Raw genomic sequence first — 15,312 nt, 5'->3', positions numbered from 1 at the left:
AAACTACCTAATAAATGGCGCTTTCAAAAGAAAAAAATATTAACTAAACGTTAACCCTACCACAACATTGCTTTGGTCGATATTATAATGTAGTTCGTCGAGCAAAATCTTCTTTTAAAGAAAATACAATAGGAAATTTAAGAAAAAATTAACATTCTCAAACCAAGAGATTTATGCGTTATTAACACTAAAGAAACAATACCGCCAAACACTGCCAAGGCAAAACTGTCAAATCGGAGCAAAACAAAAAAATCCCCGCCTCTTTGCAGAGACAGGGATTATTATCTAAACTATACGAACTCGTAAATCCTAATTCGTAATTAACAATTCGTAATTCGTAATTAACAAATAAAACCTATCGTTTCACTACTCTCAAAGTTCTCACTTCGTCGCCTTGAGTAAGCACTACGTTGTAAACACCGCTTGGGTATTGATCCCCAATAGCTAACGTATTCAAGTCATTGGCTTTACTTTCGTAAGTAGTCATCAATCTGCCCAACATATCGTAAACTTTTAAGCTTACAGGCGCTTGGCTCGAAGTAGTCAAATTGATCAAGAAGTTGTTCTCAAACGGGTTAGGATAAGCTGTGGCTGCAAACTCTTTAGCCGCAACTCGGGCAGGAGCTGTAGCATTTGGTGTTTTAATCACACAGTCTTTCCCTTGTGGCCCTTCGCCATAGTAGAACAACTTAACAGACACCAAGTACTCAGTACCCGGCTCTAATCCATGAATCATGTTCAAGTTAAAGAAGTTACCCAAACGATCTAAAGTAATCGGTGTACCTTGTGGCGTGCCATCAACCAATTTTTGCAAGATAAATTGGTAACTGGCTCCCGATACAAACTCACAATAAATCAACTCAGAGGCAGATGTAACTTGGTAAGCTCCCGGATTTTCAGGATCACCATTACTACACTGAGACTCTTGTAAACCAACTGTTGGATAAGCAGGTGTGCTGATAGTACACTCCGGACCAAAAGAACCTTCAAAAGTAACACCATCAATCACTATAGTAGCTGCAACTGCCACTGCATACTGTGAGTCGAAAGTTAACGACAAGCCCGCAAAACTAGTCAAACGGAAGCTTGTAGCGGTGGTAGTCAAAGTATAGTTGGTAGGTGTACCAACTTTTCTAACACGGTAAGTGTAATTAACCGCATTCGGAACAGAATTGATGAAAATTCTATCGGTGATACCGGCCAAAGTTTGACCACACTGATTGGCTGAAATACTAACAGAACTTACCGTTGGTGTACTAACCGAACAAACATTTCCATAAGCTGTAGTAGTAGCGATACCGTTAACCAAAATATCAGACTGTACTGCCACCAAGTAAGTTGCCCCAAAGGACACCGGTAAGTTAGGCACATTGGTCAAACGGAAACTCGAAGAATTGGTAGTCAACACATAGTAAGTAGTTGGAGCTGTACTCAAAGCTACTCTCCATCGGTAATTTTGAGCACCCACAACTGTAGAGGCAAAAATACGTGTATTCAAAGCATCTAAAGTCTGTCCACAAGAAGTAGCCACCAATTGGTTGGTTGGTAAACTTGGAGTGGTTATAGTACAAGGTGTACTGTATGGTTGTAAAACACCGTTTACAACTGCAGCTGCTTGAACGCTGAACGAAGTACCAAACGCATAAATGTTGGTCATCGTTAAATTGAAATTAGCAATATTGCTATCCACTGTAGCAGTAGCATTAGTAGTCAAATTAGTTACTCTGAATCGGTAACCCAAAGTACCTACTACTCCACTTGGTACCGAACACTTGATTCTAGAATCAATAGCAGGCATAGTCAATCCACAGAAGTTAGTAATATTGGTCAAATAAGCACCTGTTACCGTATTGGTAATTACATTACTGTTAGCAGTAGTAGCCGTTAAACAGCTACCACCTGAGATACTGATGCTCGCGCGTACTTGATTCCCGTTAGCCAATGTACTGCTGGTGTAAGTATTCGATGAACCACTTTGTACTGTTTGACCGTTAACGGTAAAAGTATAAGTAGCAGTACCACCACTTAAGTTTGATGCCGAAGCGGCAAAGGTAACACCTGTACCATAAGCAAAGGTATTATCAGCATCGCTGCTCGTTAATGATACACCCGGGGTAACAGTTGGTGTTACCGTTAAATTCAATGTAGCAGTGTTGCACCCTACCGTATGAGTTAAACCGGTTTGTGCCGTAGTGTAGGTTTGTCCGTTAGCAGGCCAAACATAAGTATCGCCTTGACAAATAGAAGTGGTTACACTACCGTTAGTGGTTACACCACTAACAACAACTTGTGACGAATTAGTGGTAGTAGTTCTGCTGGCGGAATTTCCGGCCCTGTCGCTTACCGCTATGGAAAAAGGAACTGAAGCACCGGAACAATTGGTAATCGTAGTAGTAGCCGACCAAGTGGTTCCACTACCCGTTACACTCGCCGAAACACCGTTTAGAGTAACAGTAGGCGCGGCCGACAAAACTTCGGAAGTAGTAAAACTTAAAGTAACAACATCTCCAACTACAGCAGTAGCAGAGTTGTTAACATTGTTAGAAGAGATCGTAACCGAGTTAAAAGTAGGAACAACAGTATCTACAGTTACCGAAGAACTGTTAGTAACGGTATTTCTGCTACCGGTACAACCCAAAGCATTCTGATATGAGATTAAAAAGGTTACCAACCCATTTGATAAACCGGTAGCCGAAAGGGTAGCAACCCATGAAGTACCACTTCCTGTAACACTGGCATTCGTACCATTAATGGTTACGGTTGGGGTAACAGAAGCAGCCTCAGAAGTAGTAAAACTCAAAGATATAACATCACCCGACTTGGCAAAAGAAGGATTAACAATATTGTTAGAAGCTATCGAAGCAGCAGTAATAGTTAAAGTATCACATATGGTAACATCGCCTGTAGCATAATTAAAGCTAATGGTTTTTCCGGCAGCCAAATTACTGGTTAAAGTACGTGCAGTACTACCACCTAATTGTCCGGGTAAAAAATCATACACCCCGGCAGCTTGATTCGGACTGGCAAAAGTAAAAGCTATTGCACCGGTAGTAATACTAGCAGAGTGCCCACCTTTTTGAACCACCAACGTACCCGCTTCTACCGTGGTAACACCGGTGTAACTATTGGCCGGACCGGATAAGGTTACCGTAATATTGTTTTTAACAGCCAATCCGGCACTACCTGAAATAGAACCTGACAAACTTACATTTCTACCGGCATTACCGTAAAAATCCAACCAAGATCCCATGTTATTGATGGCTCCCGTAAAATTCAAATTACCGTCATAGGCATAAATCTCCAAAGGATCTGCTACATCGCCGTCACCCTCTATGTTATTACCAATAGTGTGTGTGGCCGTTGAGATATTCGTAATAGTAGGATTTTGACCTCCAAAATCAAAAAAGCGAATCTTGTTCCCTGAAAAAGTGTGGGCCTGATTGGCACCGGCTTTGAATAAAAATCGCCAAGTGTTCACATCAGCATTTGACTGCTGTGATGTGAAGTGATTATTATCCCATTCTTGCTGTCCGAATACAATCGCACTTCCATTGGGAAAATTCCACCAGTTGCCATTGGTTTGCCAACTGTTGTCGGTAGCCTCTGACCTCCATGTTTGGTAAGTTTGAGCTGAGGAGGTTAGTCCGACTAAAACAAGTAAAAAAAGTAAAATTCTTTTCATAAATAATTTTTTAATTAATTACTGTAAAAAAACAATACCATAACCCCAACTGTAAAAGCCGGTAGCAGTTTAATGTAAAAGGTGAAATTTGGGAAGTTAAAACTATAAAATAATAGTCGGCTTGTCAAAAGCCAAAACGCCAATTAGCAAACGAAAACGTTTTCGTGTTAATAAATTATTGATTTTAAGTTAACAAAATGCGATTTCAAAAAAAATAAGCCGCTAAAATTCTTATCTCAACAATACCAATTCCACAGCCAACAAAACCAATATCCGGAATCGAGAACAGTAAAACCTATTAGAAAAAAGCTATATTTGTAAGTAAATTTTTAACATAAAAGCCATGGCAAAAGTAATTGCACCGTTTAAAATTGTTGGCTCCTTAGACGATTTAACTTTTTACATAGACCAACAAGGTCAAAATCGGGTGCGTGAAAAAGGCAAAACCGGAGTGAGCAAAGAAACATTTCAAAGTAACCCTGTATTCGACAAAGTAAAGAAACACAGTCGAGAATTCAGCAGGGCTATTGACAAAGCCAAAACGTTTCGCGCTATGGCTTATCCTTTTTTCAACCGAGCGAAAGACGGCAGCTTTGCAGGTCGCGCCAACAAGCTAATGTTCGAAATCATTGCTGAAGATAAAGTCAACCCACACGGAGAAAGAACTTTTGAAAACGGCATCCAATCCAATGAAGCTAAAACCTACCCCATCGGTTTTGAAGGCAACAGTCTCCGACCGTTGCACAAAGTACTAAAAACAAAATGGAATTGGAATGATAGCACTGCAACTTTCACCATTGAAAACTTTAACCCTTTAACCAACATCGATTGGCCGGAAGCGGCAAACCAACTGCATTTGGCCATTGGCAGAGCACATTGGGACTACACAAACAACCTGTTCACTACCGAATACAGCGAAGAGATTATCATTTTAAAAGAAGATAACGTAAACCAAATAAAGCTGGAAACTAAAAAACCGGCAGGCCATCATTTGCAATTAACCTATTTGTTTATTGGTTTTTCTTCAAAAATCAGAGGAAAAACAAAAGAGCTTAAAAGAAGCTACAACACAACCACGATTATTGGTGTTGTTTAACAAGGTACCGCAACCAATAATGTACGTTTAGGAATACTGCTGTTCATAATACTTAGTATAAGCTCCGGAAGTGACATTTTTCAGCCAGTCTTCATTGGCCAGATACCAATCTATGGTTTGGGATAAACCTTCTTCAAAAGTCACCGATGGTTGCCAACCCAATTCTCTATTGATTTTGGTGGCGTCTATGGCATAACGTAAATCGTGACCCGGACGATCTTTAACGTAAGTAATCAATTGTGCGGAAGTTCCCGGAGTTCTGCCTAATTTCTCATCCATTTTGGCGCACAGCAACTTCACAAGGTCGATATTTTGCCATTCGTTAAAACCGCCAATATTATAGGTTTCGTGATTTTTACCTTGGTGAAAAACCAAATCAATGGCCACCGCATGGTCTTTTACAAAAAGCCAGTCACGGGTGTATTTACCGTCACCGTACACCGGCAAAGGTTTGTTATTGATGATATTGTTAATAAAAAGCGGAATCAATTTTTCCGGAAAATGATTAGGACCGTAATTGTTAGAACAGTTGGTAATCACGTAAGGCAAACCATAGGTTTCTCCGTAAGCGCGAACAAAATGGTCGGAACTCGCTTTTGAAGCCGAGTAAGGAGAATTCGGGTCGTAAGGTGTTGTTTCGGTAAACAAACCGGTAGCGCCTAAAGTACCGTAAACCTCATCGGTACTTACGTGGTAAAATCGCTTGCCATCGGCATTGTCTTTCCAGATGGTTTTGGCCGCGTTCAACAAGTTCATCGTTCCGATAACATTGGTTCTTACAAAAGCCAACGGATCAGTAATAGATCGATCTACATGCGATTCAGCCGCCAAATGAATGACGCCGTCAAATTGGTGTTGTTGGAATAGACTTTGGATAAATTCAGCATCCACTATATCTCCTTTGATAAAAGTATAATTATCGCATTGCTCAATATCGGTAATATTTTCCAAATTACCGGCATAAGTCAAGGCGTCTAAATTATAAATATGATAGTCAGGGTAGTTTTGCACAAATCGTCTCACCACATGAGAACCGATAAATCCTGCACCACCTGTAATTAAAATCTTTTTCATGCTAATCAAATTAAAAGGACATAATGAGCCTAAGCTCGAAGTTGGTATGGCAAAGCCGCTATAGCAAAGCCTTTCCTAAAACTTTACAACAGCCTAAAGTCGGGCATCAGCAGTGGCTTTCAAAACACCTTTCACATCAAAAATAACACTGTTGGCTGTTTTAAGTAAGGTAAAGTCGATGTCAGCAAATTCTTTGTGCGCTACGCCCAAAACAATGGCATCAAAAGCACTGTCAGGTAACGCATTAACTGTTGTTAATCCGTATTCGTGTTTTACTTCTTCCGGTTTGGCCCAAGGGTCAAATATGGTTACTGCTATACCGTAATCTTCCAAGGCGTGAACCACATCGACAATTTTGGTATTGCGAACATCCGGACAATTTTCTTTAAACGTGATACCCATCATCAGCAATTTGGCTTGGTTGATGGTGATGCCTTTTTTGATCATCAACTTCACCACTTGCGAAGCTACATACTCACCCATACTGTCGTTAAGTCTTCTTCCGGCCAAAATAATCTCCGGATGATAGCCCTTTTCTTGGGCTTTTTGCGCTAAATAATAAGGATCAACCCCTATACAATGTCCGCCTACCAATCCGGGTTTGAAAGGCAAAAAGTTCCATTTGGTTCCCGCGGCTTCCAAAACGGCATGTGTATCAATTTCCAATAAATTAAAAATCTTAGCCAATTCGTTAACAAAAGCAATATTAATATCTCGTTGGGAATTCTCAATCACTTTAGCCGCTTCGGCCACCTTGATGGAAGGCGCCAAATGCGTTCCGGCGGTAATTACCGATTGGTATAGTTCGTTGACTCTCTGACCGATTTCAGGTGTAGAACCCGAAGTTACTTTCAGGATCTTTTCAACAGTATGTTCTTTATCGCCCGGATTAATACGCTCCGGAGAATAGCCTGCAAAAAAGTCAATGTTGAATTTTAAACCGCTCACGCGTTCCAACACCGGGATACATTCTTCCTCAGTTACACCGGGATAAACGGTTGATTCATAAATAACGATATCTCCCTTTTTCAATACTTTGCCAACGGTTTCGCTCGATTTGTACAAAGGGGTTAAATCAGGTCGGTTGTTTTTGTCTACCGGAGTCGGTACTGTAACAATATAGATGTTACTATTTCGAATATCCTCTAAAGCGCAACTGCAGTACAGTCCATTAGCGTCAGAAGGTTGTGTGACTAGGACTTGTTTGAGCAAGTCTTCAGTTACTTCCAATGTGGCATCCATCCCCGAATTCAATTCGGTGATGCGATTTTGATTAATATCAAACCCCACAACCGGATATTTGGTAGCAAATAGTCTGGCCAATGGTAACCCAACATATCCTAATCCTATAACTGCAATTTTGGTATTCATGAAAAAAAAAATTAACTGATTTAACGCTATTATGATGGTGACAAAGACACTGACTTAAGAACCTATAGATTGATATACAAAACCGATGGCTCTCATTTTTTCAGCATCCAACAAATTTCTGCCGTCAAATACAAAAGCCGGTTTCAACATGCTGTCGTAAATTTTTTGCCAATCGTAGGTTTTAAACTCATCCCATTCGGTTAAAATCGCAATGGCATGCGCATCGGCACAAGCTTCATACGGATTTTGGAAAGTCGTAATACTGTTGGCATTTTCTTCCGGTTGACGGGTATCCAAATAATTCAAATCGGACAACACTTGTTTTTGTTCTACTTTAGGATCAAAAAGGGCTATACGCGCTTGCTCATTAATCAAATCGTCGGCAACATAAATTGCGGCCGATTCACGAGTATCATTGGTATCTTTTTTGAAAGCCCAACCCAAGAAAGTAATCTTTTTACCCGAAACGGTATTGTAAAGTGTTTGCACTATATTTTTAGAGAAACGTCTTTTTTGATGGTCATTCATAATAATGACTTGTTCCCAATAATCGGCCACTTCGTTCAAGCCGAAAGCTTTGGAAATATAAACCAAATTGAGAATGTCTTTTTGGAAACATGATCCTCCGAAACCAACAGACGCTTTTAGGAATTTCGAACCGATACGGCTGTCCATTCCGATGGCTTTGGCCACTTCGTTTACGTTAGCCTCTGTTTTTTCACACAATTCAGAAATGGCATTGATAGAAGAAACACGCTGTGCTAAAAAGGCATTAGCCGTAAGTTTTGACAACTCAGACGACCATACATTGGTTTTTAAAATGCGCTCTCTCGGCACCCAATTCGCATAAACATCTACTAAAGCTTCTATGGCATTTTGTCCTTCAGGAGTAGTTTCACCTCCTATTAAAACTCGATCCGGGCTCAACAAATCCTGTACTGCAGTTCCTTCGGCTAAGAATTCAGGATTAGATAGAATTTGAAATTTAACACCATTACCGGTATTGTCTAAAATGCTTTTCAAAGCTTCGGCTGTACGCACCGGCAAGGTTGATTTTTCTACGATGATTTTATCGTTTTTAGCCACCTTTGCAATTTGACGAGCACACAATTCTATATGTTTTAAATCAGCTGCCATACCTTTTCCGGTACCATATGTTTTGGTTGGTGTATTCACGGAAATAAAAATTAACTCCGCTTCATCTATGGCTTTATCAACGTTGGTTGAAAAGAAAAGATTCTTACCTCTGGCTTTCCCCACAATTTCATTCAGTCCCGGTTCGTATATCGGAATATTATTGATATCGTCATCATTCCAAGCCGCAATTCTGGCTTCATTTAAATCCACTACGGTCACTTTAATATGCGGACATTTTTCGGCTATAACAGCCATAGTCGGACCTCCCACGTATCCGGCTCCAATACAACAAATGTTAGTTATTTTCATTCTCAACTGTAATTTATTCTTTTTTTAAATTTTCCCAATACCAAGCAACAGCAGCTTTTAAGCCTTGTTGAAAGGAAAACTCGGGTTGGTAATTCAGTAATTTTCGGGCTTTATCAATACTGGCCAAAGAGTGCGGTATATCGCCTAGTCGGTTTGGCCCGTGAACCACAGCAACATCAGCAATGGTCGGATCAAATTCCGATAAGTATTCTTTTAAATAATGCACCATATCATTTAAAGTCGTTCTGTCGCCGAAAGCGGTATTGTACACCGTGTTCAAGGCCTCAGTATTTTCCGTTGTCATCGCCAATTCATTCATTTGAATCACGTTATCGATATAAGTGAAATCTCGAGAGTAATTGCCATCGCCATTGATAATTGGGCTTTCATGCTTCACCAATTGCAATACAAACTTCGGAATTACCGCAGCATAAGCACCGTTAGGATCTTGTCTTCTTCCGAAAACATTAAAATATCGCAAGCCAATAGTTTCCAAACCATAAGTTTTAGCAAAAATATCAGCGTATAACTCGTTAACATATTTGGTGATGGCGTAAGGCGAAAGCGGTTTCCCAATAGTCTCTTCTACTTTAGGCAAACTTTCCGAATCCCCATAGGTGGAAGAGCTGGCAGCATACACAAAGCGTTTCACACCGGCATCTCTTGAAGCAACCAACATATTCAAAAAGCCACTTACATTTACCTCATTGCTGGTAATAGGATCATTAATAGAACGCGGCACCGAACCTAGAGCGGCTTGGTGTAATACGTAATCAACTCCGGCAACTGCTTTATTGCAAGTCGCTAAATCTCTGATATCTCCTTCCAGCAAAGTAAAATTATCATTACTCAAAAAAGGGGCAATATTATAGCGATGTCCCGTAGCAAAATTATCCAAACAGGTCACGCGATACCCTTTTTGCAAAAAGTACTCACAAAGATTAGAACCGATAAAACCGGCACCTCCGGTAATCAAAACCGATTTAGATACTGCACTCATATTTTATTTCTTGAATAATTTATATTTCAACTTGGCTAAAAATCCTCTAGGCTCGTCATCTTCATGATAGCCATTAGAATAACCATAGCCATAACCATAGCCATAACCATATCCGTAACCATATCCGGTACCATATTTGGCTTTATTTTCGTAACCGTTAAAAACGATACTGATGTTGTTTAATTCCCCTCGCTTGGTTCGGTTGTTCAGCAAGGTCAACATTTCTTTCTTAGTGAAATTTTGTCTTACAATGTATAGCGTAACATCGCTGTATTGCGCTAATTCCAAGGCATCAGAGACCAAACCTACCGGAGGTGTATCAAGTATAATATAGTCATACTCTTTTTTTAAGGTTTCAATCATCTCTTTCATCGTTTCACCTAAAATCAACTCGGAGGGATTTGGCGGAATTGGTCCGGAAGTGACAACATCTAAATACGGAATATGTGTTTTTTGAATTACTTCCTCTAATGTTTTCTGACCTATGAGATAATTTACGACCCCAACATCGTTGTAAATATTAAAATCGTCAAAAATTTTAGGTTTACGCAAATCAAGTCCCAAGATGATTGTTTTCTTCTCACTCAATGCAAAAACTGTGGCAATATTTAAAGAGCAGAAAGTTTTTCCTTCACCACTCACAGAGGAAGTCAACATTAGCGTTTTGGCGCCTTCCGAACTTTGCTTTTTGTATAAAAACTGTAACGATGAACGAATCGCACGGAATGACTCCGACAGTGCCGATTTCGGTCGCTCAAAAACAGACAAATTAGATTCAGTATGCTTTACTCCTACTATACCTATTATCGGAATTTGAGTAATTGACGAAATATCATCAATATTTTGAATTGAGTTACTGATGAAGAAGATAAAGAACACTATAACCAAAGGTATAAAAAAACCGATAAAAAACGCCAACACATAGTTGACCGCTGTTTTTGGCCCTAACAATCCGCCGCCGACATCTTTGGCCGGATCAATAAACTGAATATCAGACAAATTGGCTGCCTTTACTATGGAAGCTTCACTTCGTTTTTGCAAATAGGCGTTGTATATATTATTATTCAAATCATATTTACGGGATATGTTCAAATAGACTTGATTGGTTTCGGGAAGCTTTTTAACCTCGCTTTCCAACTGTCCAATTTTCAAGTCTACCTGTTTTAGATCATACTGTAAAGCATTCTTTAAGGAATTCGCATTTTCAAGTAAAACCTTTTTTACCGACTGGATTTCATTATCGATACGCTCATAAAAAATATTTCCCTTGGCCGAATAAACCATATTCGACCTATCAATAGACAAAGCTATTAACTTAGCCACGTTACTCACAATGTTAGGGTCTTCGATACCAGCTACTGTTGGCGCAGGTAATTTTGAAAAATCAACACTACCGTTCAAATAATTTTTCAAAGAGTACAAGTAGGCTAACTTGCGTTCAACCTCTTCCTTTTTGATATCGTTACTGGTCAATAACTCTTTAAAATTGGCTCCTTTATCCTCTATATCAAGGATATTGTTGTTACGACTAAAATCTTTCAAATCCTCGCCGGAATCCTTGAGTTCTCCCTCCATTCGCATCAAGGTCTTATCAATAAAGGCAATGGTATTGTCTGCAAACTTATTTTTTTGCTCCAATTGCTTTTCAATCAACTTTAGCACTGTGGCATTAAGATAATCTACCATTCGTTCTTTGTTAGTGCCTTGCATGCCTAAACGAATGATAGAACCCGCCCTTGAATCTATTTCCACCTCTAATCCTTTATAGGTATTAACCGTTTCATCGAAACCATTAAACCTTATCAAAATTTCTTTACCTATATAATCCTTGGGCGACTTGGTCAAAACTAATTTCCAATTTAAAAAAGGAAGATTAACTTCTTGCCCTACCCTAAATTTTTTAACCACTTCGGTTTCAAAAATTGGAACATTAGCAATAGAATTCTCGGAATAATTTATCAGGTTAGCAGTATTCGAGGGAAATGAAACAGCAACTTGATAAGTATCCGATGAAATCAACTTTACCTTAATAAATTGCTCAAGCAATTGCCCTTTTGTTTTGTCAACAGTTATTTTGAACGGCACTTGACCATAAACATCCTTTAAATAATAGTCGGTTTTAACCAAATAATCCGTGTAAAATTGCAACTCATCAACCACTAATTCGTTATGGGATCTCGACTTTAAAGTAGTAGAAATCATTTGAACCTTATCAGAAGTACCGCCCCAATTAAAAACTAAACTGGTAGTGGAGGTAAAAAAAGGATTGTTTTCTTCTTTAACAGCAATAGTAGTTCCTATTCCATATATTTTTTGTTTTCTAATGTTAACCTGATGCGCAATAGAGAAAGTGATAACAAAAGAAACCAAAAACCATTTCCAATAACTTACAATCTTGATTAGAAAACTCTTAAAATCAAAGCTATTTTGTTTTTCGAAAAAAGAAAAATCCTTTATATCCAGCATGTATTAAGCATTTAATTTTTAAGTAATAAGAAAGTCGTGGTAGCCAATGATAAAACAGTGATGATTGTAGATAAAGATTCAATACCTGTCTTACCGGTACCCCAAGTTTTTTGTTTTACCGGATTGACTAAAATATAATCATTAGGCTGTAAGTTAAACGCAGGAGAATTAAAAGCATTGTTATCGGTTAAATCTACTGAAAATGTTTCGTTACCGGTGGTGGTTCTTCTGATGACTTTTACATGTTTACGATCACCTGTAATTGTGATATCACCTGCATTGGCAACGGCTTCCATCAAATTTACACGGTCCTGATACAACACTTTAGTACCCGGAGTATTCACTTCTCCATTAATGGTATAACGAAATCCGGCTAACTTCACGACTGCAAAAACTCCGGCTTGTTTATTGAAATATTCTTTCAACAATCGCCCTTCAATAATAGCAGTGACTTCTTCTGTGGTTCGACCTAAAACATTCACTTCCCCTAAAATCGGCAGTCTTATGTTTCCATGGTCATCTACCGAATAGCCATTAAAATAGTTACTCAACTCGTTTCCTGCGGCAGCTGATTGCGATTGTGCCGATGCATTAAAAATCTCTACCAGTTCGGGATCAATCGCCTTAATTTTAATGTTTAAGATGTCGTTGATTTGTAACCTGTAAGGTTTAAATGCAACCGGTTCAACCGGCTGACTGGCAGTACTTTTATTTTTTTCCTGCAGATAAATTAAGTCTTTAGAAGGGATACAAGAAGTAAAAAAGAAACTGAATAATAAGAGAATATATAGGGTGATTCTGTTCATTACCTTGATAAAAAAAATTGCAAACAAAGATAGTTTTTCAAATCTAAATACAAAAAATGTAGCCTATTTTATTTTGCTATATATTTTTTAGCGAATTTTCGAACGGAATCCTATGTAAAATGCTGCGTCCCAAGGTAACTTCATCGGCGTACTCTAACTCGTCGCCAACGGCTATTCCACGGGCAATAGCAGAGATTCTTACCTCAAAATCTTTGACTTGTTTGAAGATGTAAAAATTGGTGGTATCGCCTTCCATAGTTGAACTTAAAGCAAAGATCAACTCCTCAACTTGACCGGATCTGACTTTTTCCACTAACGAACTGATAGTTAACTGACTGGGGCCAATACCGTCAATTGGGGAAATCTTGCCACCCAAAACGTGATAAATTCCTTTGAATTGGTTGGTATTTTCGATGGCCATTACGTCGCGAACATCTTCAACAACACAGATGATTTTGTGGTTTCGGGAAGGATTACTGCAAATTTCGCAGACTTCCAAATCTGAGATGTTGTGACACGATTTACAAAGCTTAATTTCCTCACGCATAGCCGTTAAGGCTTGTGTCAGAAACTGGGTTTGCTCTGTCGGTTGTTTCAGCAAATGCAATACCAACCGTAAAGCAGTACGCTTCCCTATTCCGGGCAATTGCGCCATTTCGTTGACGGCTCTTTCTAAAAGTTTTGACGAAAATTCCATGTGACAAAAGTAGTTATTTTAATGAATTAATGTAGCGATAATTCAATGTAGCGAATGAATTAATAGAGTGATGAATCAATGTAACTTTTTGGCTTTGAATTATTAACATTGCTGTAGTATTCCATTAACCAATTGTTACATTAATTTTGTATTTTGGCTCACTGTAAAACCAAACTTATGACACCAACCACTATATTGATTATCATTATCATCTACTTCGGAATACTGCTTTTGGTTTCTAATTTAGTTAGTAAAAAAAGTGCCGACAACGATACTTTTTTCAAAGCTAATAAAAACTCCAAATGGTATTTAGTGGCTTTCGGTATGATTGGCACCGCACTGTCCGGGGTGACTTTTATCTCGGTTCCGGGTGAAGTTGGCAATCCCGATTTGCAGTTCAAATACTTTCAATTTGTGCTGGGCAATGCCATTGGTTTTTTAATCATTGCCAAGGTTTTGCTGCCTTTGTATTACCGCATGAACCTGACTTCGATTTACGGCTATATCGAACAGCGCTTAGGCACTGTGAGTTATAAAACCGCAGCTTCTATCTTTTTAATCAGTCGCACTATTGGTTCGGCTTTCCGATTGTATTTGGTAGTGATTGTCTTGCAACGCTACGTCTTTGATGCCTTTGACGTGCCGTTTGCGCTTACTGTACTGATTTCTTTAGGGTTAATCTTCGCATACACCTACCGCGGCGGATTAAAAACGATTATCATTACCGATACGCTACAAACGTTTTTCTTAGTGTCATCGGTGTTTTTGACGATTATTTTTATTTGTCAAAGTTTAGATTTATCGCTGCTGCAAGCTTTTGAAACCGTAAAAGAAAGCAACTATTCTAAAATTTTCTTTTTCGAAGATTATTTGAAAGGCAATTATTTCTGGAAACAAGTACTTGGCGGCATCTTTGTCACAATTGCGATGGTTGGTTTGGACCAGGATTTAATGCAGAAAAACCTCAGCTGTAAAAACATAGGCGAAGCCCAAAAAAACATGTTTACTTTCACCGGTATTTTTGTGCTGATTAATATTTTCTTTTTGAGCGTTGGTGCCTTGTTGTACTTGTATGCCGAGAAAAACGGTATTGCGGTTCCGATGGTTGATGGTGTGGCGCGCACCGATTTATTGTTCCCTGAAATTGCTTTCCATCATTTAACGATAGTACCGGCGGTAGTTTTTTTGCTGGGCTTGACTGCAGCAACTTTTGCCACAACCGACAGCGCCTTAACGGCTTTAACGACTTCGTTTTGTGTGGACTTTTTAGGTATGGACAAAGCCGAAAACCAAAACAAATCCAATGTGGTTAGAACGCGTCATTTGGTGCATTTGGGCTTTTCGTTTTTGATGTTTTTGGTGATTGTTTTCTTTAATGCAGTGAACGATGCCTCGGTGGTGAAAATGATTTTTAAAATTGCGTCTTATACTTATGGTCCGTTGTTAGGCTTGTATGCCTTTGGCTTGTTTGTTAAAACCAAAACGGTACACGACAAATTAGTGCCGATAGTTTGTATAGCAGCACCGGCCATTTGTTTCTTTATCAGCAAATACTCAGCAGAATTGCTGGGCAATTATGTGTTGGATAACGAGCTGATTATCGTGAATGGTTTGATTACATTTATCGGATTGTGGCTGATTAGCAAACCGGCGACGGAAAATACCCGATACTAA

At 39.0% G+C, this 15,312-nt stretch carries 10 protein-coding genes; 2 read left to right on the top strand and 8 right to left on the bottom strand.

Translation table 11 applies throughout. From position 1 onward, the window contains the following. Positions 1–355: 355 nt before the first annotated feature. On the bottom strand, positions 356–3,682 hold the full coding sequence (locus tag SK086_RS10040) for a T9SS type A sorting domain-containing protein (protein ID WP_324691404.1): 3,327 nt from the start codon (positions 3,680–3,682) through the stop codon (positions 356–358). 343 nt (positions 3,683–4,025) lie between these two features. Here SK086_RS10040 and SK086_RS10035 point away from each other — a divergent pair, with 343 nt between their 5' ends. Continuing rightward, a complete protein-coding gene (locus SK086_RS10035) occupies positions 4,026–4,778 on the top strand; it encodes a hypothetical protein (protein ID WP_324691402.1) in 753 nt (250 codons plus the stop codon). Positions 4,779–4,805: 27 nt separating this feature from the next. On the opposite strand, the gene rfbB is transcribed toward SK086_RS10035, so the two are convergent. The 7 genes from rfbB to recR form a co-directional block, all read right to left on the bottom strand. Next, a complete protein-coding gene (gene rfbB, locus SK086_RS10030; protein ID WP_324691399.1) occupies positions 4,806–5,852 on the bottom strand; it encodes a dTDP-glucose 4,6-dehydratase in 1,047 nt (348 codons plus the stop codon). 93 nt (positions 5,853–5,945) lie between these two features. After that, positions 5,946–7,223: a nucleotide sugar dehydrogenase gene (locus tag SK086_RS10025; protein WP_324691396.1), complete on the bottom strand. Its 1,278-nt coding sequence runs from the start codon at positions 7,221–7,223 to the stop codon at positions 5,946–5,948. Between the two features lie 54 nt (positions 7,224–7,277). Further along, on the bottom strand, positions 7,278–8,669 hold the full coding sequence (locus SK086_RS10020; RefSeq protein ID WP_324691393.1) for a UDP-glucose 6-dehydrogenase: 1,392 nt from the start codon (positions 8,667–8,669) through the stop codon (positions 7,278–7,280). Positions 8,670–8,682: 13 nt separating this feature from the next. Next, positions 8,683–9,669: an SDR family oxidoreductase gene (locus SK086_RS10015; RefSeq protein ID WP_324691390.1), complete on the bottom strand. Its 987-nt coding sequence runs from the start codon at positions 9,667–9,669 to the stop codon at positions 8,683–8,685. A 3-nt stretch (positions 9,670–9,672) separates the two neighbouring features. Further along, positions 9,673–12,135 (bottom strand): polysaccharide biosynthesis tyrosine autokinase, encoded by a 2,463-nt coding sequence (locus SK086_RS10010; protein ID WP_324691388.1) that lies wholly within the window; start codon positions 12,133–12,135, stop codon positions 9,673–9,675. Positions 12,136–12,146: 11 nt separating this feature from the next. Further along, on the bottom strand, positions 12,147–12,941 hold the full coding sequence (locus SK086_RS10005) for a polysaccharide biosynthesis/export family protein (RefSeq protein ID WP_324691386.1): 795 nt from the start codon (positions 12,939–12,941) through the stop codon (positions 12,147–12,149). A gap of 76 nt (positions 12,942–13,017) precedes the next feature. Next, positions 13,018–13,638 carry a recombination mediator RecR gene (gene recR, locus SK086_RS10000; RefSeq protein WP_324691383.1) on the bottom strand — a complete coding sequence of 207 codons (621 nt, stop codon included), beginning with the start codon at positions 13,636–13,638 and terminating at the stop codon, positions 13,018–13,020. 177 nt (positions 13,639–13,815) lie between these two features. On the opposite strand from recR, the gene SK086_RS09995 reads away from it, so the two are divergent. Beyond that, positions 13,816–15,312, top strand: coding sequence for a sodium:solute symporter (locus SK086_RS09995; RefSeq protein ID WP_324691380.1), 1,497 nt, complete (start codon positions 13,816–13,818; stop codon positions 15,310–15,312).

This window comes from Flavobacterium cheonhonense (assembly GCF_035671315.1).
GTDB lineage: Bacteria > Bacteroidota > Bacteroidia > Flavobacteriales > Flavobacteriaceae > Flavobacterium > Flavobacterium cheonhonense.
This window is presented reverse-complemented; position numbering and strand designations above follow the sequence as displayed.